This window comes from Streptomyces sp. NPDC002044, assembly GCF_040296725.1.
Classification (GTDB): domain Bacteria; phylum Actinomycetota; class Actinomycetes; order Streptomycetales; family Streptomycetaceae; genus Streptomyces; species Streptomyces antarcticus.
The window spans coordinates 1-25,276 of record NZ_JBEOXU010000042.1; the positions used below are offsets into that span (position 1 = coordinate 1).

General features: G+C 72.8%; 18 protein-coding genes and 3 pseudogenes. 8 read left to right on the forward strand and 13 right to left on the reverse strand.

What is annotated here, in order from left to right:
• Positions 1-95: pseudogene (locus ABT106_RS13610) on the forward strand (TerD family protein); the annotation flags it as partial.
• Between the two features lie 15 nt (positions 96-110).
• On the opposite strand, the gene ABT106_RS13615 reads toward ABT106_RS13610, so the two are convergent.
• The 7 genes from ABT106_RS13615 to ABT106_RS13645 all read right to left on the reverse strand — a co-directional run bounded on the left by ABT106_RS13615 (position 111) and on the right by ABT106_RS13645 (position 8,511).
• Entirely contained in the window at positions 111-2,966 is a 2,856-nt protein-coding gene (locus ABT106_RS13615) for an ATP-binding protein (protein WP_351276228.1), read from the reverse strand.
• Between the two features lie 157 nt (positions 2,967-3,123).
• Positions 3,124-3,534 (reverse strand): ACT domain-containing protein, encoded by a 411-nt coding sequence (locus ABT106_RS13620; protein ID WP_351276230.1) that lies wholly within the window; start codon positions 3,532-3,534, stop codon positions 3,124-3,126.
• 241 nt (positions 3,535-3,775) lie between these two features.
• Positions 3,776-4,015, reverse strand: a complete 240-nt coding sequence (locus tag ABT106_RS13625; protein ID WP_351276232.1) for a DUF397 domain-containing protein — start codon at positions 4,013-4,015, stop codon at positions 3,776-3,778.
• Between the two features lie 121 nt (positions 4,016-4,136).
• Entirely contained in the window at positions 4,137-5,321 is a 1,185-nt protein-coding gene (locus ABT106_RS13630) for a thiolase family protein (protein ID WP_351276234.1), read from the reverse strand.
• Complete coding sequence (locus tag ABT106_RS13635) at positions 5,318-6,385, reverse strand: thiolase family protein (RefSeq protein ID WP_351276236.1); 1,068 nt, start codon at positions 6,383-6,385, stop codon at positions 5,318-5,320. Before ABT106_RS13635 ends, ABT106_RS13630 begins: the two co-directional genes overlap by 4 nt.
• The gene (locus ABT106_RS13640) at positions 6,385-7,344 is read right to left on the reverse strand and encodes a Zn-ribbon domain-containing OB-fold protein (RefSeq protein ID WP_351276238.1); all 960 of its coding nucleotides are present in this window, start codon (positions 7,342-7,344) and stop codon (positions 6,385-6,387) included. Before ABT106_RS13640 ends, ABT106_RS13635 begins: the two co-directional genes overlap by 1 nt.
• Positions 7,345-7,710: 366 nt before the next feature.
• Positions 7,711-8,511, reverse strand: coding sequence for a crotonase/enoyl-CoA hydratase family protein (locus ABT106_RS13645; protein ID WP_351276240.1), 801 nt, complete (start codon positions 8,509-8,511; stop codon positions 7,711-7,713).
• Positions 8,512-8,698: 187 nt separating this feature from the next.
• Here ABT106_RS13645 and ABT106_RS13650 point away from each other — a divergent pair, with 187 nt between their 5' ends.
• On the forward strand, positions 8,699-10,336 hold the full coding sequence (locus tag ABT106_RS13650) for an acyl-CoA synthetase (RefSeq protein WP_351276242.1): 1,638 nt from the start codon (positions 8,699-8,701) through the stop codon (positions 10,334-10,336).
• A gap of 114 nt (positions 10,337-10,450) precedes the next feature.
• On the opposite strand, the gene ABT106_RS13655 is transcribed toward ABT106_RS13650, so the two are convergent.
• Complete coding sequence (locus ABT106_RS13655) at positions 10,451-10,954, reverse strand: CAP domain-containing protein (RefSeq protein ID WP_351276244.1); 504 nt, start codon at positions 10,952-10,954, stop codon at positions 10,451-10,453.
• A 61-nt stretch (positions 10,955-11,015) separates the two neighbouring features.
• A complete protein-coding gene (locus ABT106_RS13660) occupies positions 11,016-11,231 on the reverse strand; it encodes a hypothetical protein (RefSeq protein ID WP_351276246.1) in 216 nt (71 codons plus the stop codon).
• 195 nt (positions 11,232-11,426) lie between these two features.
• On the opposite strand from ABT106_RS13660, the gene paaK reads away from it, so the two are divergent.
• Both paaK and ABT106_RS13670 read left to right on the forward strand, forming a co-directional pair.
• Entirely contained in the window at positions 11,427-12,728 is a 1,302-nt protein-coding gene (gene paaK / locus ABT106_RS13665; protein ID WP_351276248.1) for a phenylacetate--CoA ligase PaaK, read from the forward strand.
• Positions 12,729-12,963: 235 nt separating this feature from the next.
• Positions 12,964-13,800: a YhjD/YihY/BrkB family envelope integrity protein gene (locus ABT106_RS13670; protein ID WP_351276250.1), complete on the forward strand. Its 837-nt coding sequence runs from the start codon at positions 12,964-12,966 to the stop codon at positions 13,798-13,800.
• Positions 13,801-14,074: 274 nt separating this feature from the next.
• Here ABT106_RS13670 and ABT106_RS13675 read toward each other — a convergent pair whose 3' ends face one another.
• The gene (locus ABT106_RS13675) at positions 14,075-14,686 is read right to left on the reverse strand and encodes a DUF6461 domain-containing protein (protein ID WP_351276294.1); all 612 of its coding nucleotides are present in this window, start codon (positions 14,684-14,686) and stop codon (positions 14,075-14,077) included.
• A gap of 1,782 nt (positions 14,687-16,468) precedes the next feature.
• On the opposite strand from ABT106_RS13675, the pseudogene ABT106_RS13680 reads away from it, so the two are divergent.
• The 3 genes and pseudogenes from ABT106_RS13680 to ABT106_RS13690 all read left to right on the forward strand — a co-directional run.
• Positions 16,469-16,732: pseudogene (locus ABT106_RS13680) on the forward strand (hypothetical protein); the annotation flags it as partial.
• Between the two features lie 170 nt (positions 16,733-16,902).
• Positions 16,903-18,330, forward strand: a complete 1,428-nt coding sequence (locus ABT106_RS13685) for a hypothetical protein (RefSeq protein WP_351276252.1) — start codon at positions 16,903-16,905, stop codon at positions 18,328-18,330.
• A gap of 157 nt (positions 18,331-18,487) precedes the next feature.
• A pseudogene (locus ABT106_RS13690) lies at positions 18,488-18,923 on the forward strand (penicillin acylase family protein); the annotation flags it as partial.
• Between the two features lie 124 nt (positions 18,924-19,047).
• Here the strand turns inward: ABT106_RS13690 and ABT106_RS13695 are convergent.
• The 3 genes from ABT106_RS13695 to ABT106_RS13705 form a co-directional block, all read right to left on the reverse strand.
• Positions 19,048-20,187, reverse strand: coding sequence for a calcium:cation antiporter (locus tag ABT106_RS13695; RefSeq protein ID WP_351276254.1), 1,140 nt, complete (start codon positions 20,185-20,187; stop codon positions 19,048-19,050).
• A 258-nt stretch (positions 20,188-20,445) separates the two neighbouring features.
• Positions 20,446-22,002, reverse strand: coding sequence for an acyl-CoA synthetase (locus tag ABT106_RS13700; RefSeq protein WP_351276256.1), 1,557 nt, complete (start codon positions 22,000-22,002; stop codon positions 20,446-20,448).
• Between the two features lie 36 nt (positions 22,003-22,038).
• Positions 22,039-23,145 (reverse strand): nitronate monooxygenase, encoded by a 1,107-nt coding sequence (locus tag ABT106_RS13705; protein WP_351276258.1) that lies wholly within the window; start codon positions 23,143-23,145, stop codon positions 22,039-22,041.
• A gap of 149 nt (positions 23,146-23,294) precedes the next feature.
• Between ABT106_RS13705 and ABT106_RS13710 the strand changes: the two genes are divergently transcribed.
• Positions 23,295-25,262: a serine hydrolase domain-containing protein gene (locus ABT106_RS13710; protein WP_351276260.1), complete on the forward strand. Its 1,968-nt coding sequence runs from the start codon at positions 23,295-23,297 to the stop codon at positions 25,260-25,262.
• Positions 25,263-25,276 lie beyond the last annotated feature (14 nt).

Genomic DNA, 25,276 nt, shown 5'->3' on the forward strand with positions numbered 1-25,276 from the left:
ACCTCTCCGAGGACGCGGCGACCGAGACCGCCATGGTCTTCGGCGAGCTCTACCGCAACGGCGCCGAGTGGAAGTTCCGCGCGGTCGGCCAGGGCCCGTACCCGGGAGCCTCACCCCGCGGTACGGGTGTACGCCTCCAGTGCGGCGCGCAGGCCGGCGCGGTCCGTGCCCAGCTTGCGGCAGACCGCCGACAGGGCCGGGTCGGGGGCCCGCCCCCGGTCGGCGCCGGGGTCGGCGCCGCCCTCCCCGGCCGCGTCGTGCGCCGCCCGGAGCTCCTCCTCGGTCGGCTCGTCCTGCCAGGACGACGCGCACGGCAGGGCCCCGCCCAGCCCGAGCAGGGTCGCGGCGGCCTCCGCGGCGAGCCCGTCGGCGCCGCAGTCCCGGGCCGTGACGACGGCCTGGGTCAGCAGGTCCCGGTCCCGCAGCTCGGTGCCCGCGGCGGCCAGGACGCGGGCGAGTTCGTATCCGGCGGGGGAGGCGGACAGCAGGGCCACGGACTCCCGCAGGAGTTCCGGCCGGTCCTCGGGGGCCGCGACCTCCGCCGCCACCCGCAGGGCCTGTCCGATGCCCGAGGGGGCGCCGAAGGCGCGGGCCCGCCGCACGGCGTCGGAGGCCAGATCGCGGGCCCGCCGGGGATCGTCGGCGGCCACCGCGCGGGCCAGGTGCAGCTGCCAGGGACACCAGGCCGGGTTCTGGATGCCGCGCGGGGTCAGCCGCCGGTCCACCGCCTCCAGCTCGATGACGGCCGCCTTCGCGTCTCCGCGGGCCAGGAGCAGTTCGGCGTAGACGGTCTGGGAGTCGGGGAAGACGACGGCCGCCGGGAAGGGCTTGCCGTAGTCGTGCTCCTGGGCCAGCTCCCATGCCTCGTCGGTCTTTCCGCGCGCGAGGAGGGTGGTGACGAGGATGGCGATGGCGTACCAGTGCACGGGCGTACGGCGGCCCACGCGCTCGGCGAGCCGCAGCCCGGCCCGGGCCAGCTCCTCGGCCTCGGCCAGCCTGCCGCGGCGGTAGCGGACGTAGCCGCGCAGGCTCTGGGCGAAGGACAGGTGCGCACCGCGCCAGCCCTGGCGTTCGAACTCGGCGGTGCCCGCGGCGAAGAGCTCCTCCGCCTTCCACGGCCGGTCGGCGTACAGGTGGACCATGGCGGTGAGCACCGGGACCTCGAAGCCCCGGTCGGCGTACGCCCAGCTGAAGGGCTCCCGCAGGACCCGCCCGGCGTGGTGGAGGACCACGTCGACGGGCTCGCCGCGCAGACAGGCGTCCCAGGTGCGCAGCCCGATGACGTACCGCTCGGTGAGGTCGCGGCCGGTGAGCCGGTCGGCGAGCTTCGCCAGCCGCCGGGAGCGGGCCGGGGAGTCGGGCTCGGCGGCGTTGAAGGCGTCCCACATGAACTGCTCGGACTGCAGGCGCAGCCGGGCGCGGGCGTCGTGGGTCTGCGGGATCTCGCGCGCCAGCAGTTCGGAGGCTTCGAAGAGGTGGTCGCTGTGGGCGAGCACCTGGGCGAGGCGGGCGACGATGCCCTGGCGCAGGGCCGGGTCGTCGAAGGGTTCGGCGAGGGCGGCCCTGAGGTGGTTGACGGTGTTGGCCGGTTCGGTGAGCAGGGAGGCGCAGCCGAGTTCGTACAGGACGGCGGCGTGCACCTCGAAGTCGGGGGGCTCGCGCAGGGCGCGGGCGAGCTGCCGGCGGGCGGCTTCGGGCGCGCCGGCGCGGAGGTTCTCGGCGGCGGCCTGGCGCAGGGTCCGCACCACCCACGGGTCGCCCTCGGGATGGGCCTCCAGGAGGTGGCGGGCGGCGGCGGAGGAGCCGAGCCCGGCGTCGATGACGGCGACGGCGGTCTTGCCGTGCAGCGCGACCCGGAGGGCGTCGGGGATGGCGCGGTAGATGGCGGTGGCGATGAGCGGGTGGACGAACTCCAGCCCGGCGTCGGGTCCTTCACCGGCGGACGACAGGATGCGGGCGTCGCGCAGCCGGTTGGTGGCGTCGACGGCCTCCTCGGTGCCCAGGGCGGCGACGCGGGCGGCGAGTTCGCCCGGGATGTCGGTGCCCAGGACGGCGCAGGCCCAGGCGAAGCGGACGGTCGAGGGGCCGAGGCGTTCCAGGCGGGCGACGAGGCCGCTGCCGCGCTGGGCGGCGGCGAGGTCGCGCAGGAGCGGGGCGTTGGCCTCGATCGGGAGGAGGCCCTTCTCCCGGACCTTGGCGGCGAGTTCGACGGCTTCGAAGGGGTTGCCGGTGGTGACGACCCAGGCTTCCCGGCAGAAGGCGTCCTCGGCGTGGTCGCCGAGCGATTCGCGGACCAGAGCGGTGACGGCGGCCGGGGTGAGCGGGGCGAGGGACCGCGGGCGCTGTCCCGCCCGGCCGGGCAGCGTTCGGAAGGCGTCGGCGTGCGCGGGCAGTTCGTCGGGCCGGTAGGCGACGACGAGGAGCATCGGGAGGTGTTCGGCGCGCGGGGCGTAGGCGGCGAGCCAGCCGAGGGACTCGGAGTCGGCCCAGTGGGCGTCGTCGAGGACGAGGACGACCGGGGCGCGCTGGACGACGAGGTGGGTCAGGACCCAGTCGAGGCCGTCGCGCAGGCCCTGGGGGTCGGGCGGGGCGCCTTGTTCGGGGGCGCACAGTCCGAGGGCGGGGCCGACGATGGCGTACCAGCTGCCGAGGGACGCGCGGAGCGCGTCCTCGGGGGTGCCGGCGAGCTGGGGCTGGATGAGCTGGCGGGCGACGTGGAAGGGCTGGCTCTGCTCCTGTTCGCCGCCGCGGGCGGTGAGGACCGTGCAGGAGCGGGTGTGGGCACGGCGGCCCAGTTCGGAGAGGAGGGTGGTCTTGCCGAGACCGGCCGGGCCGGAGAAGGCGAGCAGGCCGCCGCGAGTGCCGGGGCCGGCTCCGGTGAGCCGGTCCAGTGCGTCGTCCACGGTGCCGAGTTCGGCCTCGCGCTCGATCATCGTGCGCCGTGTGCGGGTCCGGCGTTCCGTCATGGCGGGTACCCCTATGCCTGTTCGGGGCCTCAGCGTACGCCCGCGCGGAGCGGGAGGGAGGCCGCTCCGCGAAAGAATCTGATCTTCGTTTCGCGGCCCGCTCCGGGGCGTGGCGCCTTCGTGCGCCGGTGGCGCCCGGCCCGTGCCGGGAGGGCTGTCAGTCCTCGGCGGAACGCACCGCGAGGGCTTCGAGGACGGTCACGGCCTCGGCCGCCCGGTCGGCGGCCACGAAGAGGTGGTCGTGGTGGTAGCCGGCGATGACGTTGCAGCTCAGACCGTGTGCGCCGAGTTCCGTGGCGAAGGCGGCGGTGAGGCCGACGGCCTCGAGGGCGGAGTGGACGCGCAGGGTGATCCATCCGGCCGTGTAGTCGTAGGCGAGGCCGGCCGCGTCGGCGTCCTCGCGGCGCAGCACCAGCGTGAGCCCCTCGGGTTCCAGGACGGTGGCGACGGGGGTGATCCCGGCCGGGACGGGGGCAGTGGCGGGGATCGTGCAGAAGACGTAGTGCCCCTCGTTCAGTTCGGGTCGCATGCCGCTCAGCAGTTTCCGCAGGTCGCTCTCTCCAGACATGACGCCACCCTACCTATCATCCCGAATCGACCGATTCGACGCCCCCGGCGGAGAGCGCGCGGGGCGAGCGGCACGCCTCCTGGCTGGAGCTGTTCTGACGGCGGCGGCGGGGGCGCCCTCGTAGACCTGCCGGAGAGGGGCCGGGGCTCGCGGGGGCCGGGGACGGCGGGGCCGGGCCGGCGGCCACCGGGGCTGCGGCTCCGCGCCCCGGTGGTGCGCCGCTTCCGTACGGTCGGGGGCGCTACGTGAGGTCGAACTCCCCGCCCCGCGCGTCCAGGACGAACTTGCGCCACTCGTCCGGCGCGAAGATCAGCGAGGGGCTCTCGGGGCGGTCGCCGTTGCGCATCGCGATGAAGCCCTCGACGAAGGCGATCTGGACGTCACCCGCTCCCCGGCTGGTCGACCTCCACTGCGCCCCCGTGAGATCGAGGTCCGGCTTGCCCCAGCCGGCCAGGGGCTGCGTAATCATGCTCTCGGCCACGTGCGTGCTCCTCCCGGTACGTCGTCCGGGGGCCAGGTTATCCACCGCGGGGGGTGCCGCACAGGCCACGGTGCGTCACCCGTGACCGGTCCGGCACTCCCCGCGCGCTCTGCGGCCGCGCTCAGGAGGGCGGCTCCTGCGCTCCCACCAGCCACATCGCGAAGAACTGCGCGCCGCCGCCGTACGCGTGTCCGATCGCCCGGCGGGCGTCCGGAACCTGGTGCTCCCCGGCCTGTCCGCGCACCTGCAGCGCGGCCTCCGCGAAGCGGATCATGCCGGAGGCGCCGATCGGGTTGGTGGACAGCACACCGCCGGACGGGTTCACGGGGAGGTCGCCGTCCAGCTCGGTGACCCCGGCCTCGGTGAGCTTCCAGCCCTCGCCCTCGTCCGCGAAGCCGAGGTTCTCCAGCCACATCGGCTCGTACCAGGAGAACGGCACGTACATCTCGACCGCGTCGATCTCCCGGCGCGGGTCGGTGATCCCCGCCTGCCGGTAGACGTCCGCCGCGCAGTCCTTGCCCGCCTGCGGGGACACGAAGTCCTTCCCGGCGAACAGCGTGGGCTCGCTGCGCATCGCCCCGCCGTGCACCCAGGCCGGCGGCCTCGGCGAACGGGCCGCTCCGGCACGGTCGGTGAGGATCATCGCGCAGGCGCCGTCCGAGGAGGGGCAGGTCTCGGAGTAGCGGATCGGGTCCCACAGCATCGGAGACGCCTGGACCTTCTCCAGGGTGATGTCGTGCTCGTGCAGGTGGGCGTACGGGTTCTTCAGCGCGTTGCGGCGGTCCTTGTACGCGACCAGCGAACCCACGGTGTCGGGCGCGCCGGTGCGCCGCATGTACGCGCGCACGTGCGGGGCGAAGAAGCCGCCCGCTCCGGCGAGCAGCGGCTGCTGGAAGGGGACGGGCAGCGACAGCCCCCACATGGCGTTGGATTCGGACTGCTTCTCGAAGGCGAGGGTCAGGACCGTGCGGTGGACGCGGGCCGCGACCAGGTTGGCGGCGACGAGGGCGGTGGAACCGCCGACCGAGCCGGCCGTGTGGACCCGGAGCATGGGCTTGCCGACCGCGCCGAGGGCGTCCGCCAGGTACAGCTCGGGCATCATCACCCCCTCGAAGAAGTCGGGGGCCTTGCCGATGACGACCGCGTCGATGTCCGCCCAGGTCAGTTCGGCGTCCGCGAGGGCGCGGGTGGCGGCCTCCCGGACCAGTCCGGCGATGGAGACGTCGTGCCGGGCGGCGACGTGCTTGGTCTGGCCGATCCCGACGACGGCCACCGGTTCCTTGCCCGTCGTGCTCGTCGTACTCAACGGGGGTCCCCTTCCAGGACGGCGACCAGGTTCTGCTGGAGGCAGGGGCCGGAGGTCGCGTGGGCGACGGCCCGGTCGGACGCGCCGCGGTGGATGCGGGCGGCCGCCTCGCCGATCCGGATCAGGCCGGCGGCCATGACCGGGTTGGCGGCGAGGGCGCCGCCGGAGGGGTTGACGGCCACGCCGTCGCCGAGGCCGAGGACCTTGCGGAGCACGACCTCCTGGGAGGAGAACGGCGCGTGCAGTTCGGCCGTGTCGACGGGTCCCTCGAAGACTCCCGCCCGCTCGGCGGCGATCCGGGTGGACGGGGAGTCGGTGAGGTCGCGCAGGCCCAGACCGTGGGCCTCGATGCGGTGGTCGATGCCGGTGATCCAGGCGGGCCGCTCGCACAGCCGGCGCGCCGTGTCGCCCGCGGCCAGGATCACCGCGGCGGCGCCGTCGCCGATGGGCGGGCAGTCGCCGGTGCGCAGCGGGGCGACCAGGTAGTCGCCCTGGGGGACGGTGCCGGTGAGCTGGGCGTGCGGGTTGGCGGCGGCGTCGGCGCGGCTGCGGGCGCCGATGGCGGCCAGCGCCTGTTCGTCGGTCTCCCCCGCGTCGACGAGTGCCTGGGCCTGGAGGGCGGCGAGGGCCACCGAGTCGGGCCAGAGCGGGGCGAGGTAGTACGGGTCGAGCTGGCGGGTGAGCACGTCGCGCACCGAGCCGGGCGAGGACTTCCCGTAGCCGTAGACGAGCGCGGTGTCGGCCTCGCCGGTCTGGATCTTCACCCAGGCCTCGTACAGGGCCCAGGCACCGTCCATCTCGACGTGCGACTCGGAGATCGGCGGCCAGGCGCCGACGCCGTCGAGGGTCATCGTGAAGGAGAAGGCCCGGCCGGCGAGGTAGTCGCTGGAGCCGGAGCAGGTGAAGCCGATCTCGCCGGCCTTCAGTCCGGTCTGGGCCAGGACCTGGTGCAGCACCGGCATGACCATCTCGACTTCGCTGAGCTCGTCGGTGCGGCGCAGATGATCGCTCTGCGCGAAGGCGACGACGGCGACTTCCCGTGCGTGCCTGCTCGTCCTGGCCATCAGATGAGCTCCTTGTACACGTCGTAGTCCGCGTCCGGCTCGCCGGTGGGGCGGTAGTGGTCGGGGTGGCGGCCGCCTTCGGTCCACACCGGTTCGACGCGCAGCCCCATGCGGACCTGGTCGTACGGGATGCCGCCGATCCGGCCGTGGAGGGCGAGGCCGGCGCCGTCGAGGGCGATGTGGGCGTAGACGTAGGGGACTTCGATGTCGAGGTTCCGCGCCTTGATGTTGACGATGCAGTAGGTGGTGACGGTCCCGGCGGGGCCGACCTCCACCTGGTCGGTGGTGGCGACGCCGCAGGTGGGGCAGGCGCCGCGGGGCGGGACGTAGACCTTGCGGCAGGAGGGGCAGCGCTCGCCGACGGTCTTGCGTTCGGCGAGAGCGTTGATGTAGGCGGTCTGGGCGCGGCCGGGGCTGTACGTGTAGTCCAGGCGGGCTTCGGCGACGATGCCGGTGACCGCGTCGGCGAACACCCCGTCGTGCGGGGCGGCTCCGGTGACGGGCTCGCTCTCGTGGGGCTCGAAGCAGGCGATGTCGGTGATGGCCCCGATGCGGTCGGCGGCCCACCGCACCCGCACCCGCATGCCGGTGCGCACGGCCTCGGGGCCGGGGGCGTCGAGGGCGTGCAGGATCGCGGTGTCCGCACCGTCGAGGGTGACGAGGACCCAGGCGAAGGGGGTGGCGAGGGGCTGGTTGGGGCGGGGGGCGGGGTTCCACGCCCAGGTGGTGACGGTGCCGGTGGCGGCGACCTCGACGAGGTCGCGGATCTCCTCGGCGGTGACGGGGTCGTACTCGGCCGGCGGGACCATTACCTTGCCGTCGGAGGTCCGCACGCCGAGCACGACGCCTTCGCGCAGGCCGGTGAGGAAGGCGCTCTGGACGGGTCCGAGGGAACGGGTGAAGGGGAACTCGACGACGAGGGGCGCGCGGAGCACGTCGGGTGGGGAGGCGGCTGTCATGGCGGGCAACTCCGATGCGGTTGGTTCCGGTACGGACGGAAGACGAACGCGAACCTCGGCAGGCGCCGGACCCCCGGCGCCGGACGGCGGACCCCCGGCGCCGGGCCCACGGTGGCGGGTCCGTTCCTGCGGAGCCGGACCCGCCCCGCAGACACCCGAGGCGGGGAGCACCCCCACCCCTGCAGACGCCCGAGGGGCGGGCCACATCCAGCCCCGCCGGCGTTTGAGGCGCGGGGTCCGGGGCGGAGCCCCGGCCTCGACCCCGGCGGGGGCCGGGAACGGCGGTCCCGGGGAGGCGGGAGTGAACCCCGAGCGGGAGCGGACCGGCGGGAGCGGACCGGCGGACGCGGAGCGGCCGGGCCCGGGCTACTCGCGGCGGTAGACCGCGGGCCGTTTCTCCGCGAAGGCCCGCGCCCCCTCCTTCGCGTCGGCCGTGTCGAAGACCGGCCATCCCCGCAGCAGTTCCGCCGCCAGCCCCTCCCGCTCGGTCATCTCGGCGGTCTCGTACACGGAGGCTTTCACCGCCTCCACCGCCAGCGGCCCGCAGGCGTTGATCCGCTCGGCGATCTCCAGCGCCGCCGCCAGCGCCGTGCCGTCCGGCACCACCTGCCCGACGAGTCCGATCCGGGCCGCCTCGGCCGCCGCGTACGGACGCCCGGTGAGCAGCATCTCCAAGGCGTGCGTGCGCGGGATCTGGCGGGGCAGCCGCACCGTGGAGCCGCCGATGGGGAAGAGCCCCCGTCTGACCTCGAAGAGCCCGAAGGTGGCGCTCTCGCCCGCGACCCGGATGTCGGTGCCCTGCAGGATCTCGGTCCCGCCGGCCACGCAGTAGCCCTCCACCGCCGCGATGACCGGCTTGCGCGGCCGGTGGTGGCGGAGCATCGCCTTCCAGTGCAGGTCGGGGTCGGCCCGGAGGCGGTCGCGGTACTGGTCGCCCGCCATGCCCTTCCCGGCGAGTGCCTTGAGGTCCATGCCGGCGCAGAAGTCACCGCCGGCCCCCGTCAGCACCACCGAGCGGATGCCGTCGTCGGCGTCCGCCTCCAGCCAGCCGTCGTACAGCCCCACCAGCAGCGGCAGCGAGAGCGCGTTCTTCGCCTCGGGCCTGTTCATGGTGAGCACCAGCGTGGCGCCGTGCCGTTCCACGGTCAGGTGTTCTGTCCCACCCATTGCCGTCCTCCCGTCTCAAGACCTAGAACAGGTTGCAGTAGGGGCGAGTGCAGTTCAATAGTTTTCTGACACTCAGTCAGATTTTTTGGACGGCTCCCTTCCCACTTGCGGTGGGCGGCGCTCTAATGGCCGCCGAGCAGCCCAGCCATGGGTCCGGCCATGGGAACTGTCAGGGTCAGGAGGAACGGTGGAGTACAACCTTGCCGACCTGTTCGAGTCGGTCGTGGACGTGGTCCCGGACCGCGAGGCCCTCGTGTACGTGGACCACCCGGGGACCGGCGCCGAGCGCCGTCTCACGTACGCGGAGCTGGACGCGGCGGCGAACCGCATCGCGCACCACCTGCTGGACAGCGGACTGACGGCCGGCGAGCACCTGGGCCTGCACCTCTACAACGGGGTCGAGTACCTGCAGACCGTGCTGGCCTGCCTGAAGGCCAGGCTGGTGCCGGTGAACGTCAACTACCGCTATGTCGAAGAGGAACTGGTCTACCTCTACAACGACGCCGACCTCGCCGCCCTCGTCTTCGAGGGCGAGTTCACCGCGCGCGTCGCGGCCGCACTGCCGCAGACCCCGGGGCTCCGCCACCTGATCCGGGTGGGCGCGGCCCCCGGGGATGCCCCTGAGCCGTCGATCGCACCGGTCGCGTACGCGGACGCCGAGGCGTCCGGCTCGCCCGCGCGCGGATTCCCGGCCCGCAGCGCCGACGACCTCTTCATCATCTACACCGGCGGCACGACCGGAATGCCCAAGGGCGTGATGTGGCGGGCGGAGGACCTCTTCTTCGCGGGGCTGTTCGGCGGCGAGCCGACGGGCGAGCCGGTGAAACGGCCGGAGGAACTGGCCGAGCGGGTGGCCGCGCGCGGCGCCGGGCTCACCTTCTTCCCCGCTCCCCCGCTGATGCACGGCACCTCGACCCTGACCTCGTTCATCGCGTTCAACTACGGCCAGCGGGTGGTCATCCACCGCAAGTACGCGCCGGAGGAGGTGCTCCGGACCATCGAGAAGGAGAAGGTCTCCAGCGTGTCGCTGGTGGGCGACGCGATGCTCAGGCCCCTGATAGACGCCCTGAACGGCCCCTTGAAGGGGACGGACCTGTCCTCGCTGTTCAGCGTCTCCTCGTCCGGGGCGATCATGTCGGAGACGGTGCGCGCGGAGTTCCAGCGGCTGGTCCCGAACGTGATGCTCCTGAACAACTTCGGGTCGTCCGAGTCCGGGTCGAACGGCCGGGCCACGGACGACTCGGGCCCGGAGAAGGGCTTCCGGCTGGAGGTCAACGAGCGTACGCAGGTGGTCGATCCGGTGACCCACGAGCCGGTCCCGGTGGGCGTACCGGGCCGGCTGGCGCAGCGCGGCCACGTACCGCTGGGCTACTACAACGACCCGGCGAAGACCGCCGAGACCTTCTTCAGGAAGGGCGCGGAGCGCTGGGTGCTGCTCGGCGACATGGCGACCGTGGACGAGGCGGGGATCGTGACGGTCCTCGGGCGCGGCTCACAGTGCATCAACACGGGTGGCGAGAAGGTCTATCCGGAGGAGGTCGAGCAGGCGCTGAAGTCCCATCCGGACGTGTACGACGCCCTGGTCGCGGGCGTCTGCGATCCGACGTGGGGCAGCCACGTGGCCGCGGTGGTCCAGGTCCGGGCGGGCGCACCGGAGCCGAGCCTGGACGAGATCCAGAACCACTGCCGCACGAGACTGGCCGGGTACAAGATCCCGCGCCAGCTGGTCATCGCCCCCGCCATCCAGCGTTCACCCAGCGGCAAGGCGGACTACCGGTGGGCCAAGTCGGTGGCGACGGACGCGGATTCCGCCCCCGCGGGGTAGGCCCGCCGTCCGCACCCTGCGGGGTGGGCTTCGGCACGCGAGACGCCCGGGCCGGCCGGTGGACCGGCCGGCCCGGGCGCTGATGGTTGCGGGAGGCGGAGCTTCTCGCGGCGGCTAGCGCGGAGTCGCGAAGACCTGGACCGCGCGGTCGCCGGACACCGCGACGCCGGTGTCCGTGTAGCTGCACCTCAGCATGTCGGCCTTGTGCGGGGCACTGTTCAGCCAGCCGTCGACGTGGCCCTTCGAGCTGTCGTATCCGCTGGAGACGTTCTCGCCCCAGGAGCCCCAGGTGTAGCCGGCCTTCTCGATCCGCTGCGGCACGGTGGAGCCGTCCGACCCGGTGTGTCCGTTCAGGTTGTTCTTCGCCATGTCGTCGGCGTGGACCTTCGCGGCCTGGGTGAGCTGCCCGTTCTCCGCGAGGGGCTGGCAGCCGGCCTTCTCGCGCTCGGCGTTCACGAGCGAGAGGATCTCGCTCGCGCTGGCCTGCTGGACGACACCCTGCGCGGCGGGGTACGCGGCCGTGGTGACCGCGCCGGCGGCGCCGGCTCCGGCGAGCAGCAGGGGGGCCGCGCAGGCGGCCACGGCGATGCGGCATATGCGGTGGGACCGGGTCTTCATGATGTTCCCTCGGGGTAGGCGGCAGTGGGGGGCGCCCCGCGTCCTGCCCGGAGGCAGGCGGCTAGAGGCCGGCCCTCAGTTCGGCGGCCAGGGAGCGGCACCATTCGGCCAGCTCCCGGCGGTCCGTGCCCCGGCCCAGTAGCTCGGCCTGCGCCTCGGTCAGGCGCAGCGGGCCGGGATCCTCCAGCAGCTGCGCGGCCTCGGCCAGCATGCCGACCAGGCGCCGGGCTCCGGAGGCGCTCAGGCGTACCGATACGGCGGGATCGACTACCGACATGACCGCCGCTCCCTTCGCCGTACGGCCGCGGGACTCTCCTTCGACCGTACGCCCGTCCCGGGTGGGGCGCCGCCCGGGACGGGGGCCGCCGCGGCCCGGGCGCCAGACGCTCACTCGTTCGAGTCATTGCTTTACCCGGCGGGGTCCGGCAATGTACCGAATGATCGGTCGGTTGGCTTCGGACGAGGTGACGGCATGACGGCGTACGCGGATCTCCACGACGAGGGCGAGCGGCTCAGCCGCGACGAGCTGGCCGCGCTCCAGCTGAAACGGCTGCGCGCGAGCCTGCACCGCGCCTACGACCGGGTGCCCTTCTACCGGCGTGCCTTCGACGAGGCGGGGGTGCACCCGGTCGACTGCCGCTCGCTCGCGGACCTCGCCCTGTTTCCGTTCACCGCCAAGAGCGACCTCCGCGACCAGTACCCCTTCGGGATGTTCGCCGTACCGCGCTCCGACGTGCGCCGGATCCACGCCTCCAGCGGCACCACCGGGCGGCCCACCGTCGTCGGCTACACCGACGGGGACCTGGCCACCTGGGCCGACGTCGTCGCCCGCTCCCTGCGCGCGGCGGGCGGCAGACCCGGCCAGACCGTCCACATCGCCTACGGCTACGGGCTGTTCACCGGCGGGCTCGGCGCGCACTACGGCGCCGAGCGGCTGGGCTGTACGGTCGTGCCCGCCTCGGGCGGGATGACGGACCGCCAGGTCAGGCTGATCCAGGACTTCCGGCCGGAGGTCATCATGGTGACCCCCTCGTACATGCTCACCCTGCTGGAGGAGATGGAGCGCCAGGGTATCGATCCGCGCGCGACCTCCCTGCGGACGGGCGTCTTCGGCGCGGAGCCGTGGACGCAGGAGATGCGCCGGGAGATAGAGGAGCGGCTCGACATCGACGCGGTCGACATCTACGGCCTGTCCGAGGTCATGGGCCCGGGCGTGGCGCAGGAGTGCGTGGAGACCAAGGACGGCCTGCACGTCTGGGAGGACCACTTCTACCCGGAGGTGATCGATCCGCTGACGGGTGCGGTACTGCCGGAGGGCGAGCCCGGCGAACTGGTCTTCACCTCCCTCACCAAGGAGGCCATGCCCGTCGTCCGCTACCGCACCCGGGACCTGACGCGGCTGCTGCCCGGAACCGCCCGCCCGGCGTTCCGGCGGATGGAGAAGGTCACCGGCCGTACCGACGACATGATCATCCTGCGCGGGGTGAACCTGTATCCGACCCAGATCGAGGAGATCCTGCTGCGCACGCCCGCCCTGGCCCCGCACTTCCAGCTCCGGCTGACGCGGAAGGGCCGGATGGACGCCCTCACCGTACGGGTCGAGGCGCGCCGGGAGTCGGAGGCCGGACAGCACGAGGCCGCGGCCGCCGCGGTGGTCCGGGCCGTCAAGGAAGGCATCGGAGTCTCGGTGCGGGTCGAGGTGGTCCCCCCGGAGACCCTGGAGCGGTCGGTGGGGAAGATCAAGCGGCTGGTGGACCTGCGCGACGCAGGGTAGGCCACGGCACCCCCGAGCCGCCGCGCCGTCGTGCCGCCGTGCCGCCGCGCCGTCGTGCCGCCGTGCCCCCGCGCCGTCGTGCCGTCGCGCCGTCGTGCCCCCGCACCCCGAACCCTCCGCATCCCCAAGCCTCCGCGCCTACGGTTCCGCCTCCGGACGGCCGAAACCACCCCTTCGGGTCCAATTCGGTCGGGCTCCCGGGAGCGGGCGGGCCGTCGCGGGTAGTGCATGAGGCGTGACCTCGATCCTCCGGCGGCTCTACGACCGGCTCCAGGGCTCCCCGGCGGGTCTGGCGTGGAGCCGCGGCCGGGAGATCGAGCTGATGCACCGGGCGATGGGCTTCGCCGCCCTCGGGTTCCTCACCCTGGTGCCGCTGCTGGTGGTCGTGGCGGCCGCCGCACCCGGCAGCGGCTCGGGCTTCGGCCGCTGGCTCGGCCAGGCCCTGGGGGTGGCGGAGTCCTCGCGGGCGCGGGTCGAGGCGGTGTTCGGCGCGGCGGATCTGGCACTGGAACGCACCACGGCCTTCGGCCTGGCCGCGCTCGCCGTCTTCGGCCTGACCTTCGGCTCGGCCGTGCAGACCGGCTACGAGAAGGTCTGGGACCTGCCGACCGCCCGCTGGCACACGATGTGGCGGCACATCATCTGGCTGGCCATGCTGGTCTGCTACCTCGCGCTGCTGGTGGCCATCCCGGCCCCCTCCAACGACGCCTTCGGCACGGTCCTCGGCACCCTGGGAGACCTCTCCGGCACCTGCCTGTTCTTCGTCCTGTCACAACGGCTGCTGCTCGGCAGCCGCGTCCGCTGGCGCGCCCTGGTACCGGGGGCGGTGGCGACCAGCGTCGGCCTGCTGGGGCTACGGCTCTTCTCGCAGCTGGTGTTCTCCCCGCTGATCGCCTCGAACGCCGTGACGTACGGCCCCTTCGGCACCCTGCTGGTCGTCCAGTCCTGGCTGGTCGGCGTGGGCTTCGTGGTCTACGGCGGAGCGCTCGTCGGCCGCCTCCTCCACGAGCACCTCACCCTGCGCCGCCTCCGGCGCGACGGGGTCCTCCCCGCCGGAGGCCCGCCTGCGTGAGTGTGGGGTGCACGGACGCACCGCCTGCATCACGGGCAACCACGCCCGCCCGCCGCTGCGCCGAGTCGCCCTGGCCGGCGTACCGCTGCTCGCCACGACGCTCGCGTTACCCCAGTCCGCGGCGGCCGCGACGGACACCGGCCCGTCCGGCGGCGGCCCGGTCCCCCCGCCGGCGGCCTCGCCGCCGCGCCGCGGGAGCCGGACCCGGGGGCCGCCGCCGAGGCGGCGCGGAGTTCCACCGGGGCCGGGGTTGTTCCCCCGGCCCCAGCGCGTTTCAGACGGAAGTGAACGCGAGGGCCGGAAAGGGTTTGCTCTTCAGGGAAGCCCGCGGCAGGTCGACCCCGAAGTGCTGCTCCACCAGTTTCAGCAGGAGCGTCTCGGAACTTTCCTCGGCGGTCCCTTGGGGAACACCCGCCCTCACCAGTCCCGCGGCCACGAGATCGGACGCGAGCCGCCCTTGGGACTCGTCCACGACATCCTGGGCATCGGTAGGTTCGAAGTACGCTACGACCTCCCCGTCCACGGCGTGCATGAACCACATGGGCGGCATGCCGCTGTTGAGCACCGCGATGCACTCCGTTCCCATCGACACTCGGCGCGCTGTCCTGGCTTCCATGCCCTCAGCGCTCCACTGTTCCAGCGAGAACGCCCAGTCCCCGGCAGTACCGAGGCGTGCGACAGGGGCTGTGTCCATGGAATGTGCATACGCCTCGTCCGCGGTCACCGCGGGCATCACGGCACGAGGGTCGTGCCCGAGACGGACAACGAACTCGTTCACGTCGAGCCCACGGACGAGCAGCAGGCAGTAGGCGTCGAAGTCCTCCGGCAGCCAGTGAATTCCGTCCATGGGTCCCTCCGTCTTCACCCACAAGTACGCGCCGATCATACGAGCACGGCGCGCTGCGGGGCTGTTCCTGGCGGTGCTGGGTCGCGCGATCGCCGCCACTGGCCTCCTCCATGCGCCAACCCGCAGGAGCACATCGGCGAGCCGGCGTTTGGCACACCGGTCGACCAGGTCGTGTGCCTACAGCCAGGCCATGGGAAGGCACGGCTGGCGCGGGTGGTGCATCCGGCCGATGAGTTCGCCGGCCACCACCAGGGCGGCGCACCGGTTGCAGGAGGAGTCCGAGGCTGCCGCGTTCATGTGCATCGGCCTGACCAGCCAGCCAGGCCCGGGCGGCTCAGGGTGGGTGTAGGCGCGGTCCCGCATGGCACTCCCTCGTGCGTCAGCTACGGCTGCACGCGCCCCGAGTGCATAGCGGCGGCCCCTCGGGACCGTGCCCGGCGTAACAGTGAGCTCAAGGCCGGCCCACCCGCCCGGGCCCCCTCCGGCGCCCGCGTCTGCCAGCTGCAGGAGACGGGCCTGTCGGCCGCGGGCATCGCCGAGATCTCGGGAGTCGCCGTCACCTCGTGCGGCGCCGGCTCCGCCGGACCGGCGAGCAGCGCATTCACCGGGCCGCCTCGAAAACCGTCCCTGGTAACCCCCCTCATGCGTTGCGGCCCTTGGACGAGAAACTCGTATCGTTGCTGAACTCCGAGGTCAGCTCGGCGGACCTGGCCCAGGACACCTCCGAGATCGGCCATCCGCAGTTGGAGCAGGAGCCCGCGTAGTGCCGTGAGGTGATGGATCCGGCCTGGGCGGGCGAGTTTGGCCCAGGTGCCGCCGCGCCGGGTGAGCCAGGTGGCAGCCGGCGTGTCTCCCTCGCCCGATTTCGACGCCGGCTCAGGGAGGTCACGGAGATGGGAAACGTCGAGAAGGTACCTGGTCCGCCCGCGGCCTGGTGATGGTCGCCCATGTCGCGCTTCATGTTCTCCTTGGCCGTGGACGTCGACGGGGGTTGGGCCTGCCAAATGAACTCGCCCGACGTCCACGACGAAGCCCTGACCAGGGCCGTTCTTGAGTTCGCGCGACGTCACAGCCTCGGGCGCGAACCAGGTGCCAAACCGTTCGCGATCGGCACCGGATTCTCATACGGGACCTACCGGTTCGACTCGGTGGCAGCGGCTTCCCCGCCCGTGCACGGCTACCACCACGGGCGAAACGAAGCCCTGAGCGAAGTCGTCTCAGCGGTCTTCCCGGCGTACCAGTGCGAGTTCCGCGGGGACGAAAGCCAAGACGCACCGCCCTCCGAAAGCTGGGTGACATCGGCCGTGGGATGTCCGTAGAAGTCTCTACGGCCTCCGTCCCCCTCCAGACGTAGTCGTCACGGAAGTGCGGTCAGAACCCGCTACTTGGCCACTGAACGTTGTAGTTGGCCGGTTGAGCACATGGAGTCGATGGAGGAGATCGGGAGGCTGATCGCCGGCCTCTTCCGTGATCCGTCGGGGCCGCCCGCTCAGGGGCATCGACGGCTCGGGCACGATGAGCAGCCGTGACCCCGCTTCCCGATCCCGCTGTCCCGTACCCCGACGTCGCGGCCTGCGGCAGCCTCGCCGCAGCGCTGCGGACCGATGGTGCCTGGGCTCCGTCCCCCCTCACGTGCCGGGACTCCGCTCCGCTGGACCACGCGACCGTCGAAAGCACTCTGCCGCACCGTGAGCCGCTGCAGATCAGCGCATCTCTGCGCGAGCGGCGGTGGTCGATCCACGGCACGGAGCCGTTCGAGGGCGCGGCCCTCATAGACGGAGAGACGGACGACCTGGCGCAGCTCGCCAGCGCCGCCCGCGCGTGGTACGACGGGGCCATAGCCGGCCGGCATCCGCCAGGCGGCATCCTTCGTGCACCTCACCGCAGCGCACCAGCTTCAGGCACTGGAACTCCGGCGCCATCGCCACGGACGGCTGCAACACGAGGATGGAGGTCCTGATCGCGGAAGCGATGGAGGCCCCCGAGATCGGCCCGGGCTCCACGCTGACCGGTGGGGTGTGGTGGTCGTACTACGGCGAGCGGCCCGTGACCCCGGTGGGAGCGCTGGACATCGACCATTGTGTATCCGTACCTGCGACGCCATGAGTTTGCACTCGAACAGCTCCTAGCGTCAGCGGCATGCCGCTGACGCTTCTTCATGAGCACAGTCACGGGTGTGCGACGATCACGACGTGGCCACACCTCCCCCTCCACCGTCCAGCGCGCCGTACTTGCCCATGGACCCTGCGTCGGCCATGTCCGTGCTGGCGGCGCTGCTGGACCGCTCAGTGGAACAGATGAAGGAAGCTGCGACAGACGTCCGCTGGTTCGACCGGGAGGCGATTCGCGCGGCATCGGATGTGTGGGACAACAACCTGTTTCCGCTGTTCTGGGCCGCAAGCACATCCGGCGCCGGTGAACGCGAGCAACGGGCGACGGCCGTGCTGGAGTGGATGACCGGTCTCGGCGAGCGGCGGCGCGGATGGATGACCGAGCAGGCCGCGATTGCCGGGTACGAAATTGAGTCGCTCCTACCGCCGACCAAGCCGTACACATCAGGCCGCGACTATCGCGGACACGTCATGACACCGCAGCACCGGCTCACGCGCCAGAGCATGGACGATCTGGTCCCCGACTACGATCTGGCGACGGCGTCCGTCCGCCACCTACGAGTAGAGCGTGCCGGTACTCGCCTGACCGCTTCTCTCCAGTTGCTCGTTGACCGCAAGTTCGCTGTCGATGAGGACGCGCCCGCGCCGCCTGCCCTGCTTCACATGTGGCTGGACGGCGTCACAGACGCCGTCTTCGACCTTTCCGACGCGCGGGGAGTAATCCTGGACGCTGGGGTGCGGGAGATCGGGATTTCCATGGGCCCAGGCGGTCGGCTCCGCGCCGCCGGTGGCGAGTACCGCATGGACGACCGCTCATGGCACCTGTCGGCCGCCGGTCGACGCGCGGACGCGGTCACCCCGACCCGCACCAGCCGGACGGACCGTCTACGTCAGCCGCCTGGCAGAGACCTGGGTTCCGACGCGCATGCTGCCGCCGTCCTTCTGCGCCACGCCATGTGGGAACTCCGCTCGGTGCGTTACGCCGACCGCGCAGATCACGTCCCCGTGCTCCGCCTGTGCCAAGCTTTCTCAGGAGCGGGTGAAGCAATCCTGGCCGCGGGGTCGCAGCGCGGCGCCCGACGCCGTGAGGCGGCCTTCCGCGACGTGATCCGAGCCTGGGCCGGCCGGGGCGGCCCGGACCTCACCCGCTGGTTCGCCGCTGTTCTCAGGGAACACGCAGGCCGCCCGGACCTCATCGAGATGGCCCGGGCTCACGAACGAGCGCTCCCCTCCCTCGCGGACAGCTCGCCCGTGTGCGGTCCGCCCTCGCAGGCAGGTCTCATCATGGCCGCCTGGACGGCGGCACACACCGACTACCAGACGGAACGTCCGGCCGCCGCGCAGCTCCAACTCGCACTGCCGCCCCGGACCGACGAGAACCCTTCAGGACCCTGGCGGCTGCGTACCGTCAGCTGTGCCGAGCCGGATGCCTTCCGCTTTCACACCGATGCGTTCAAGGGTCCCGGCTCGTTCGTCCAGGTGGGGGAGCCAACTGCCGCCTGCAGCCTCGACCTGCACCAGGGCGCCTTGCTGATCGCGGCCAGAGCTGGTTGGAGTGCGTCAGTGAGCTGACCCCTCGCGTGGTGTCATCATCGACTCAATCGGCTTCGTGGCGGGCCAGGCGCCGGCGGAGTTCGAGGTTCCCGGCGCAGTGGCTGCCAGCGTCAGGGTCGCCGGAGGTGCTGTGCCGGTGCGGCGCCGAGTGGACCGAGACCAAGCTCCGCTGCGGCCTGGCGGTGGACGAGCTGGAACGGGACCGGCTGCTCGACATCGTGGCTGGGACCGTACGACCGACAGCTCCAGCCGGGGCGCGCTGCTCTTCGACCGGTTCTGGCGGAAGCTGACGGCTTCGACGGCGGCGAAGGACCTGTGGCCGGTGCCGTTCTCGGCGGCCGGCCCGGTCCGCACGCCGCGCACGCTCAACCAGGCGACGCCCGGGCTCGGGCGGGCCCTCGCGGACGCCGTCGCCGAGCTGAGGGCGGCCGGGATCGCGCTGGACGCCCCGCTGGGCGCCGCCAGTTCGCGGTCCGCGGCGGGCAGAAGCTGCCCGTGGGCGGCGGCACCGAGGCGCTCGGCGTCTGGAACAAGGTCGAGGCGCCGTGGAACGCGGCGGCCGGCGGCTATCCGAGGTGCTGCACGGCTCCAGCCACATCCAGGCCGTCGGGACATTCTCGCCTCGCCGCGGCTGAAGGTGGTGGGGCCGCGCGAGCGCCGCTGACCCGGTGACCCGCCGGGCGGAGGCGGCCCGCGAGGACGCGGGTGCCTCCGCCGGGCGGGGCGACCGTACGGCTACGGGCTGACGGCGAGGAACAGGAAGGCCGCGAACAGCACGAGGTGGACGCCGCCCTGGAGCAGGGTGGCGCGGCCCGGGACGATGGTCAGGGCGCTGACGACGACGGTGAGCGCGAGCAGCACCATGTGGATCGGCCCGAGGCCGAGCATCAGCGGGCCCGACAGCCAGATCGAGGCCAGGGCGATGGCCGGGATGGTCAGGCCGATGCTGGCGATGGCGGATCCGTACGCGAGGTTCAGGCTGGTCTGTACGCGGTCGCGGCGGGCGGCGCGGACGGCGGCCAGGGTCTCGGGCAGCAGCACGAGCAGCGCGATGATCACACCGACGACGGCGTTGGGGAGCCCGGCGCTCTCGACCCCCCGCTCGATCGTCGGGGAGACGGCCTTGGCGTTGCCGACGACCGCGACCAGGGCGACCAGCAGCAAACCGAGGCTGATCAGCGCGGCGCGGGAGCTGGGCGGCTCGGCGTGGTCGTCGTCCTCCCCGGCGGCCGCGGCGGCGGCGGCCTGCGCCGCCTCCTTGCGGATCCGCTTGGTGTCCACGGGCAGGAAGTAGTCCCGGTGACGGACCGTCTGGACGGCGATGAACAGACCGTAGAGGGCGAGCGAGGCGACGGCGGCGAACGTCAGCTGGGCGGTGGAGAACTCGGGGCCGGGCTTGCTGGTCGTGAAGGTCGGCAGGACGAGGCTGAGGACGGCGAGGGTCGCGACGGTGGCGAGGGCCGCTCCGGAGCCTTCGGCGTTGAAGACGGCCACGCGGTTGCGCAGGGCGCCGACCAGCAGGGACAGGCCGACGATGCCGTTGCACGTGATCATGACGGCGGCGAAGACGGTGTCACGGGCGAGGGAGGAGGTCTTGGGCCCGCCGTCGGCCATCAGGGTGACGATGAGCGCCACTTCGATGACGGTGACGGCCACGGCGAGGACGAGGGATCCGAAGGGTTCGCCGACCCGGAGGGCGACGACCTCGGCGTGGTGGACGGCCGCCAGCACCGCGCCCGCGAGGCAGAGGGAGACCAGGGCCACCGCGAGCGAGGGCAGATCACGGCCCCAGCTGAAGGCGAGCGCGACCAACGCCACCACGGGGACCACGACGGTCCAGTCGGTCAAGGGGGATCTGTGCGTTGCCGTACTCATGTCTGCAAAGTTGCCAGAACTGTCCTCCGGGTGCGGCGAAGGGCGCGCATCCGAGAGACTGACGTGGGCCTTCTCACGAAAAGAACGGGCCCGGCGGAGCAGCGGCCGCCCGCTTCCCGGCTCCGGCGGCCGAGGTCCGCAGCCGGGATCGGCCGGGTCTTCGCGGGCCGACCGGGCGAGCGCCCACCGGCGGCCTACGGGTTCCCGCGCCCGGGCGCGGGGAATCCGTACGCCCGGGCGCGGTCCGGTCCCCTCTCCTCACATCGCCCGGTCGTGTCCCTCCCAGAACGGTTCGCGCAGGCGGCGCTTGTAGAGCTTGCCGTTCGGGTCGCGCGGCATCGCCTCGATGAAGTCGACCGACTTGGGGCGCTTGTAGCCCGCCAGGTGGCGTTCGCAGTGGTGCAGGATCTCGGCGGCGAGGGCGTCACCGGCCTCGAACCCCTCGGCGGGTTCGATGACGGCCTTGACCTCCTCGCCCCAGTCCGCGTGGGGGATGCCGAAGGCTGCGGCGTCCGCGACGGCCGGGTGGGTGAGCAGGGCGGACTCGATCTCGGCGGGGTAGATGTTCACCCCGCCCGAGATGATCATGTCGATCTTGCGGTCGCGGAGGTACAGGTAGCCCTCCTCGTCCATCAGCCCGAGGTCGCCGACCGTGAAGAAGTCCCCGATGCGGTTCTTCCTCGTCTTGCCCTCGTCCTTGTGGTAGCTGAAGCCGCCGGTGTTCATCTTGATGTAGACGGTGCCCAGTTCACCCGGGGGGAGCCGGTTGCCGTCGTCGTCGAAGACGGCGAGTTCGCTGATGGGCCAGGCCCTGCCGACGGTTCCCGGCTTCTTCAGCCAGTCCTCGGCCGTGGCGAAGGCGCCGCCGCCCTCGCTCGCCGCGTAGTACTCCTCCACGCACCGGCCCCACCAGTCGATCATGGCCCGCTTGACGTGGTCGGGGCAGGGCGCCGCTCCGTGGATGGCGTGCCGCATGGAGGAGACGTCGTACGCGTCCTTCGTGTCCTGCGGGAGCGCGAGGAGCCGGTGGAACTGGGTCGGGACCATGTGGGTGTGCGTGCAGGCGTGCTGGTCGATCAGGCGCAGCATCTCCTGCGGGGTCCACCGGTCCATCAGGACCAGTGGGTGCCCGATGTGCAGGGCGGCGCCCGCGAACTGCAGGACGGCCGTGTGGTAGAGCGGCGAGCAGACCAGGTGGACGTTGCCGTCGAAGGGGCGGATGCCGAAGATGCCGAGGAAGCCGCCGAGGTACGTCTCCTCCGGGAGCTTGCCGGGCAGCGGCCGGCGGATGCCGCGGGGGCGGCCGGTGGTGCCGGAGGTGTAGTTCATGACCCAGCCGAGGGTGCGCCCCTCCGGGGGTGTTCCGGGCTGCCCGTCGAGGAGTTCGGCGTACGCCCGGAAGCCCTCGACGGCTCCGACGGCGTACCGCCGGCTCGCGGGCAGGGCGGCCTCGTCGGCCGCTGCGGTGGCGGCGTCCGCGAAGCGCTCGTGGGCGACGAGGACCTTGGCGCCGGAGTCGGAGACGATCCAGGCGATCTCGGGTCCCACGAGGTGGTGGTTGACCGGGACGAGGTAGAAGCCGGCCTGGGCGGCGGCGAGGTAGGCGGTCAGGAACTCGACGCCGTTGGGGAGGACGACGGCGAAGACGTCGCCCTCCTCCAGTCCGGCGGCGCGCAGGCCGTGGACGAGGCGGTTGACGTCCGTGTGCAGGCGGCCCGCGGACCATTCCTCGCCTTCCGGGGTCACCAGCACCGTGCGCTCCGGGTCGGCGGCGGCCTGGGCCCAGAAGCCGTTGGGGGGCTGCTTGTCGGTCATGCTGCTGCTCGCTCCTCTGGGTCCTGTACCGCCCGCTCAGGCGCGGCCGGCGATGCGGGTGATGCGGTCGACGGCCTTCTCGAATCCGCTGGTGAGCTCGTCGAAGACAGCCTGGACGCCGCGCTCGCTGTTCATCCGGCCGACGATCTGGCCGACGGGGGTGCCCAGCAGCGGCTGGACCTCGTACTTCTGGATGCGCGAGACGGCTTCGGCGACGAGCAGTCCCTGCAGCGGCATGGGCAGGGCGCCCGGCCCCTCCGGGTCGTCCCAGGCGTCGGTCCACTCGGTACGCAGCTGGCGGGCGGGCTTGCCGGTCAGGGCGCGGGAGCGGACGGTGTCGCCGGAACCGGCGGCGAGGAGCTTCGCGGTGAGGGCCCGGGAGTGGAGGTCGGCCTCGGTGGTGGTGAGCCAGAGCGAGCCGAGCCAGGCGCCCTGCGCGCCGAGGGCGAGTCCGGCGGCGATCTGCTCGCCGCTGCCGATGCCGCCGGCGGCGAGGACCGGGAGCGGGGCGACGGCCTCGACGATCTCGGGGACCAGGACCATGGTGGCGATGTCGCCGGTGTGGCCGCCGGCCTCGTATCCCTGGGCGACGACGACGTCGATGCCGGCCTCGGCGTGACGGCGGGCGTGCTTGGCGCTGCCGGCGAGGGCGGCGACGAGGACACCGTGGTCGTGGGCGCGGGCGATGACGTCGGCGGGCGGGGAACCGAGGGCGTTCGCCAGGAGTTTGATGGGGTAGTCGAAGGCGACGTCGAGCTGGTTGCGGGCGACCTGTTCCATCCAGCCGGTGATCCGCCAGCCGGAGACCTCGCCCTCGGCGAGGTCGGGCACCTGGTGCTTGGCGAGGGTGTCGCGGACGAACTGGCGGTGCCCCGCCGGGATCATGGCCTCGATGTCGGCCTCGCTGATGCCGTCGACGGCCTTCTTGGCGGGCATGACGACATCGAGGCCGTACGGCTTGCCGTCGGTGTGCTCCTGCATCCAGTCGAGGTCGCGCTTGAGGTCGTCGGGTGCGGTGTAGCGGACCGCGCCGAGCACGCCGAAGCCCCCCGCGCGGGTGATGGCGGCGGCGACCGCCGGGAAGGGAGTGAAGCCGAAGATCGCGTGCTCGACTCCCAGTTTCCTGCTCAGCTCCGTCTCCATGGGCGGCAGGATGCCGCAGCCCGGCATCCGAGGGAAGAGATTTTCTGATGCAGTGTCAGATTCTTTGCGGGCCGGTCGGTGCGGAGGTTGGGCGGCGGGCGGGCAGATACCCACTAGCGTGCGGCGCAGCCACGAACAGGAGGCCGGACATGGGCGGTACGGGGGACGAAGCGGTGGACCGGCCGACGGGCAGCGGCACCGGCACCGGCACCGGCACCGGGTACGGGGTGGCCGGCCCGGCGGTCACCCCAGCCGGGCGCGGAGTGGTCGGGCCGCGCGGGCCCGCGCGGGCGGACGGGGCCGCCGCGCAGGAGGGGGCGGCCGGGAAGACCGGGGGCGGGCTGAGCCGACGGCGGCTCGGGGCCCGGCTGCTCGCGCTCGGCGGGGTACTCGTCCTGCACGCGGCCCTCCCCGGGGCCGCCGGGGCCGCCGGCGGCCCCGCCGAGCGGCGCGCGCTCCAGGGGCTCCGGCTGCGGTACGGGTCCGCGCGTCAGGCCGGGCTCCTGGAGAAGCACCTCGAGGGGGTGGCGGACGAAGCGCGCCGGTTCCTGGGCCCCTCCCCCGAACACCCTTACTACGCGGGCGCCGTGGTCCTCGCCGGCCGCGGCCGCACGATCGCCCTGCACCGCGCGATGGGCGACGCCGTCCGGTACTCCGACTACGACGGGCGGACCGACCGGGTGCGGGAGTTCCCGGCCGCCGAGCGGATCGCGATGGCCGAGGACACCGTCTTCGACCTGGCCTCGCTGACGAAGCTGTTCACCTCCATCCTGGCCGTCCAGCAGATGGAGCGCGGCCGGCTGGAGCTGGAGGCGCCGGTGCGGCGCTACCTGCCGGAGTTCACGGGCGGCGGGAAGGAGATCATCACCGTCCGCCAACTGCTCACGCACACCTCGGGGCTGCGTTCGTGGGCGCCCTTCTACCAGGAGTCCACACGCGAGGGTCAGCTGCGACTGCTGTGGTCCGTGCGGCCGCAGGAGACTCCAGGGACCGTGTACCGGTACTCCGACCTGAACCTGATCACGCTCCAGCTGCTCCTGGAACGGATCACCGCTCGCACGTTGGACGTCCTGCTCCACGACGAGATCACCGCTCCGCTCGGGATGCACCGCACTCGTTACAACCCACCGCTCTCCTGGCGCCGGGTGACCGCCGCCACCGAGGTGCAACGCCCGCCCTGGTCCGGCCTGGACCGCGGCCTGGTGTGGGGCGAGGTCCACGACGAGAACGCGTACGCCCTCGGCGGCGTCGCGGGCCACGCGGGCGTCTTCGGCACCGCCTGGGATCTGGCCGTTCTCGCCCGCACCCTGCTCGACGGCGGCGCGTACGCCGGCCGGCGCATCCTGCGCCCCGCCTCCGTCGAGCTGCTCTTCACCGACTACAACACGGCCTTCCCCGGCGACGACCACGGCCTGGGATTCGAGCTCTACCAGCACTGGTACATGGGCGCCATGGCCACCCCGCACTCCGCCGGCCACACCGGCTTCACCGGAACCTCCCTCGTGCTGGACCCCTCCACGGACTCCTTCCTGATCCTCCTCGGCAACTCCGTGCACCCCGTCCGCACCTGGCGGGCCGGCAGCGCGCCGCGCGTGGCCGTCGGCAACCGCTTCGCCCGCGCCGTCCCGGTCCGCACGCGGCACGGCGGCGCGGCCTGGTTCTCCGGCAGCGCTCCCGGCGGCTCGGGCACCCTCACCCTGCCGCCGCTCACCCCGGCCACGGACGCCGCCCGGCTGCGGTGCGCCGTGTGGTGGGACACCGTCCCCGGTGAGGGCGCCCTCCACTTGGAGGTGTCGCCCGACGGGGAGACCTGGCGGGCGCTGCCGTTCAGTACCGTCCGGTCCACCGGCGGAGCCCCCGAGCAGTGGCCGCGCGGCTCGGCCGGCGGCTGGTCCGGCCGCGTCTGGCACCGGCTCGAAGCCCCGCTGACGGCGGCGTGGGCGGGCCGGGAGGTCCACCTCCGCTTCCGGCACGCCTCCACCGGCCGGTACACCGGACGCGGGATCTACGTGGACGTCGTACGCGTGGCGGAGCCCTCCGGCCTCCTCTTCACCGAGGACCGCCCGGCGGACGCCACCCGCCTCCGGGCCGCGGGCTGGACCCGCTCCCCGGACTGAGGCCCGCCGGACAG